This window comes from Pseudomonadota bacterium (assembly GCA_023229365.1).
Classification (GTDB): Bacteria; Myxococcota_A; Polyangia; order JAAYKL01; family JAAYKL01; genus JALNZK01.
The window spans coordinates 1-4,463 of record JALNZK010000225.1; the positions used below are offsets into that span (position 1 = coordinate 1).

8 protein-coding genes are annotated in these 4,463 nt (G+C 51.4%); all 8 read right to left on the reverse strand.

The genetic code is table 11. The features are described 5' to 3' along the window. Window positions 1–20 precede the first annotated feature (20 nt). Complete coding sequence (msrA, locus tag M0R80_31390; GenBank protein MCK9464147.1) at window positions 21–581, reverse strand: peptide-methionine (S)-S-oxide reductase MsrA; 561 nt, start codon at window positions 579–581, stop codon at window positions 21–23. A gap of 10 nt (window positions 582–591) precedes the next feature. Further along, on the reverse strand, window positions 592–1,062 hold the full coding sequence (locus M0R80_31395; GenBank protein ID MCK9464148.1) for a GNAT family N-acetyltransferase: 471 nt from the start codon (window positions 1,060–1,062) through the stop codon (window positions 592–594). A gap of 27 nt (window positions 1,063–1,089) precedes the next feature. Continuing rightward, entirely contained in the window at window positions 1,090–1,575 is a 486-nt protein-coding gene (locus M0R80_31400; GenBank protein ID MCK9464149.1) for an adenosine-specific kinase, read from the reverse strand. Window positions 1,576–1,605: 30 nt separating this feature from the next. Beyond that, on the reverse strand, window positions 1,606–2,556 hold the full coding sequence (locus tag M0R80_31405; protein ID MCK9464150.1) for a hypothetical protein: 951 nt from the start codon (window positions 2,554–2,556) through the stop codon (window positions 1,606–1,608). A 96-nt stretch (window positions 2,557–2,652) separates the two neighbouring features. Further along, window positions 2,653–2,826, reverse strand: coding sequence for a PLDc N-terminal domain-containing protein (locus tag M0R80_31410; GenBank protein MCK9464151.1), 174 nt, complete (start codon window positions 2,824–2,826; stop codon window positions 2,653–2,655). Window positions 2,827–2,970: 144 nt separating this feature from the next. Next, window positions 2,971–3,330: a YajD family HNH nuclease gene (locus tag M0R80_31415; protein MCK9464152.1), complete on the reverse strand. Its 360-nt coding sequence runs from the start codon at window positions 3,328–3,330 to the stop codon at window positions 2,971–2,973. Between the two features lie 76 nt (window positions 3,331–3,406). Beyond that, window positions 3,407–4,102 (reverse strand): hypothetical protein, encoded by a 696-nt coding sequence (locus M0R80_31420; GenBank protein ID MCK9464153.1) that lies wholly within the window; start codon window positions 4,100–4,102, stop codon window positions 3,407–3,409. Window positions 4,103–4,106: 4 nt separating this feature from the next. Further along, on the reverse strand, window positions 4,107–4,463 hold a 357-nt coding region (locus M0R80_31425; GenBank protein ID MCK9464154.1), incomplete at its 5' end, for a hypothetical protein.

Below are 4,463 nucleotides of genomic sequence, written 5' to 3' on the forward strand. Positions count from 1 at the left end.
AAGTATATGGAAGGATGCCCCTACATTTTCAATCTGTCGCCATACTGCTTGCGAAGCTTGACCAGTTTGGGGTTTATGACTGCGCGGCAGTACGGCCGGGCGCTGTTGTTCGCATAGTAATCCTGATGATAATCCTCGGCTGGATAGAATGCGTCGAGTGGAACGATTTCGGTGACAATCGGACTGCTCAAAATCTTCGACGAATCGAGCTCTCGAACTGTTTGCTCCGCGACCGCTTTCTGTTCGTCGCTGTGATAGAAAATCACCGAGTGATACTGCGTGCCGACATCGTTGCCCTGGCGGTTCAGCGTGGTCGGATCGTGTAAGGAGAAGAAGACGTCGAGGACATCTCGATATGAAATAACACTCGGGTCGAACATGACCTGCACCGCCTCGGCGTGGCCCGTCCCCCCGCTGCACACCTGCTCATAGCTAGGGTTTGGCACCACCCCTCCCGTGTAGCCGGATACGACGCGCTCGACTCCCCTCAGCTCATTGAACGCGGCTTCCAGGCACCAGAAGCAGCCGCCAGCCAGGGTAGCCGTTTCGCTGGTTTTAGGATTAGCTCCGAGGTCGTCGATATCGGCCCTCCTACTTCAAGTTATAGACAAAGTTGGCCGCTTCCTCGCGCTCCTCCCAGCCCTTCTTGCGGTAGAACGAGCGCCGGTAGGACTCGCGCGACCTGCTGTTCAGCAGCAGCAGTCTGGAACAGCCGCGCTTCTTGGCCTCCTCCTTCGCTGTCTCCAGCAGCTTTGTGCCGATGCTGTTGCCGCGATACGATTCATCGATGAAAAGCTCCGAGAGATATCCCTCAGGCCCGTCGAGGAAGAGGTAGGGCAGCCAGTGCGCCCCTAAGTAGCCGACAATTCCGCCGTCAGCGTTCTCCGCCACGTAAACCGTGTGACTCTCGCTGGCGTGGCACAGCTTTATATGCTTCGCTATGTTATCGGCCGTCATATTGTAAGGCGTATGAGTCGTGTAAACGGACATATCGGCCTTCTTCAGCAGTTCGGCGATGCCTTTCGCATCTTCAATATCAGCTTTTCTGATTTTTACACTCATCGATTTCCTTTTCCAGATTAGTCGATTCTATAGTTTGTATCCGATCTTCCTGAGAAACTCCTTGCGTTTGGACAGGTCGCCTTCGGTCTCGGCCTTTCTGGCGCTGTATCCGTCGATTACGCCCAGGATGCCCCTCCCCTGCTCGCTCTCGGCTATGATCACCTGTGTCGGATTGGCGGTGGCGCAGAAGACATGGCAGACCTCCGGAACCACCTTCACGGTGTTCAGCACGTTCAGGGGGAAGTATCCTTCGCCGAGCATGATGATGAAGGAGTGTCCGGCGCCCAGCAGCAGGGCGTTCTTCTTTGCCATTTTTATCAGTTCCTTTTCGGTTCCCGAGGCGCGCACCAGCGTGGGGCCGCTGGCCTCGCAGAACGCCAGGCCGAACTTGATGCCCGGCACGGCCTGCACCAGCGCTTCGTGTATATCCTCAACACTCTTGATGAAGTGCGTCTGTCCCAGGATAAAATTCATACCCTCCGGTTTGTCGATCTGAACAATCTTAAACTCCATATAACACCTCTCATTGATATGATTGAACGATTATATATTACCACTCCAGCCGGACAGCCGGGTCCAGAGCCACCACGCCGCATAGGCCTTGAGGTTGGCGTTCAGCGGCTGGCTGTGCGCCGAGGAGCACTGGTACCAGTCGACTCCTTCCGTATGCGAGTCCTGCCACTCGACGGCCCAGTTGCCGCCATCGTAATCGCAGCTGTCGGTAACGTACCTGTCGCCGAAGTAGTTGCCGTCCGGATCGTAGCTCTCTATATCCTCGAAGTCGTACAGTACTTTGTTATTCGCGATGCAGTAGTCCCTGATCTGCTGGTTTCGAATGTGCAGGTTGCCTTCGAGCCCGGAGCCGTCGGTGTGGCCCGTCATGTAAGCAAAATGGACACTTGGATAATCATCCTCAAGCCCGCTCATGAGGCTGAGGTAAGTATCGATATCATCGGATGAGACCCCGCTCACCTGTCCGCACCATGACCACATGACCACGTTCGTCGACGGGTGAGAGTCGAGATAGCTCCTCGTGGTCGACTCCCATGCTGTGAAGTTCGGGTTTCCCAGATCGCTGGCATCTCCCAGCCCGCCATCCTTGACCTGCAACGCCCCGCTTGAGCCGTCCTCGTTCCATGCGTACAGGTCGCCGGCGAAGCCAACCAACCCCGTCATTCCCGTGGTTATCTGGCTTCCGTGCGATGTGTGGCCATACGCGATAACGAGGTCGCTCTTGGCCTGCTCTATCCACTCTTGCGGTATGCTGTCGAGATCGGCGCAGCGATGGTCTATGATTATTGATGCAGTCGGGGGTTGGGTAGGTATCGATGGCACTGCGGAATGTGTGTCTTCCGGCGTCACGGTCGGCGTGCTCGCCTGCACGGTCGCGGTCGGCGTCGCTTCCTCGATTACATTCTGACTTTCGTTGGAGCAAGCCGTAATGGAAACGACGCTCATAATTACCAGGACGATAGTGCACAAAATGTTTTTCATAGGATATACCTTTAGTATAGCCATACCATCGGTTCGCTATGGCCGATCGGAAGTCACGTCGATCAGTGGACTACGTAAAACTGATGTTTTGGCAGACTATTTTCTGCCTAAAAGGAAATACAGGATTAAGCCGATTATCGGCAGTATGATAATCAAGACGATCCACAGAATCTTTTTCTCTATTGCATAAGATTTGTTTAAGCAGTCCCAGATCGCAAAGATATCCAGCACCAGAACGATAAGCCCAAAGATTCCACCAAAATAAGGCATATGCCCTCCTTTTTATATTACTAATCGTCATATTTTGACGTTGTAGCCATTAATGTGTTCAGATAGGTTATAACGTAGCACAGTCGATGTCAATAGGATTCCCGGCAGTAGAAAACTCTCCTGCACCTCTTCCCAAGAGTCCTCTCAATCCTCTTCCTTCGACTCATCGCCCAACAGCGCTTTGAGGTTCTCAAAAGGCTTGTACGTGGAGCGCGACTGTCCGCTGGCACCTGGCTGCGGAGCAACATAGCCGTGGCTTTGCAGCATCCTGGTGTGCTCGTTATCGTGGCAGTAGATGCAGAGCAGCTCCCAGTTGCTGCCATCGGGGGGATTATTGAGATGGTCGTTGTCCTTATGATGTACGGTTAGCTCTTTTAGTTGCTTGCCGGAGAACTCGCGGCCGCAGTGAGAGCAGATGTGGGGCAGTATCTTCAGCGCCTGGCCGCGATAGCTCTGGTCCCACTTCACGCGCTCGCGCCGCACCTGCTCGGCGAGCTTGTTCATTTTATCGGAGTCTTTTTTAGCGGGCGACATATATTTCCTGCCGATGATAAATCGTGGGCCGAGCCCACCCTATAGCTCACTTGTTCCTTATCATCTGTGCCTTGATTTCACTTCTAAGTTGTTGAAGTCCCTGTTTAAAGCTTTCTTCATTTAGATCTCTAAGCTCGGGGATGGCTTCGCGAGCATATGTTCTCATGTCTAGCTGAGTCGTATTTTTACGTGTTGCAAGACGCACAAAACTGATATCCGTAATAAGAGTTTTCAACTTATCAAGTAACACTTGTTGTTTTTGTGAAATCTCTTCTCCTAGTTTCCCAATTCGAAGGTTTTCGCGGTCCTTTATTTTTCCTATAGCTTCGCCTCTTAGTGTTTCAAATTGGGTCCACCATTTCTCGTCTTGGTTAAATAACAGGACCTGATTCTTAAAAAACACCGATAATTCAAACTTACAATCTTGACCTATATACGTCTCAAAGTCTTTAATTTTATGTAAAACATCTGAAAGTCTATAGTCTATGGTCGTATCCTCGCCAGATAGCTCATCGTATCGTTCTAACTCATAGATGAAATCGTCTTCTTCCAATTTGCTTACGTTGATAAAAACGACATTTTCATTAAGCACTTTAACCGATTTGATAAAGTCTTCGAGATCACCTTCCATAACCAAATTGATGCCGAATTCTGCTAATGGAGTATCCCAAAGACTGTCTTGAATTACAATGGTATGTAAACCAGCTGATTCAAGTGAAGCTCTGATTTCTTTCAAGTTCATTTAATCAACCCTCTCGTTGCGCTCTTCTGATCGCCTTCAACAGTTCTTCGTCATTCGTCCTGGCAGGCGGCGTGTGAGCGTCCTTCCTGGACTCCTTCTCCACAGCTGCCTCGTGCGCGTCCTTCATATCGTGGAGCACCTTGACAGTATAGGTATCAGGATCGCTATCGATTAACCTATGGTGCTTTTTGCACAGAAGTATCGAATTATAGTAAGTGATGCGCTGGGGGAAAGCATCGACGTATCGTGGATCGTTCGGCGTCTCGCCCACTATGTAGCACTCATCCCCTGTCGCGGTGAGCCTGCCGTCGATGTAGGTAAGGAGCTTGGTGTTACACCTTCTACCGCGACAGGGGATGAG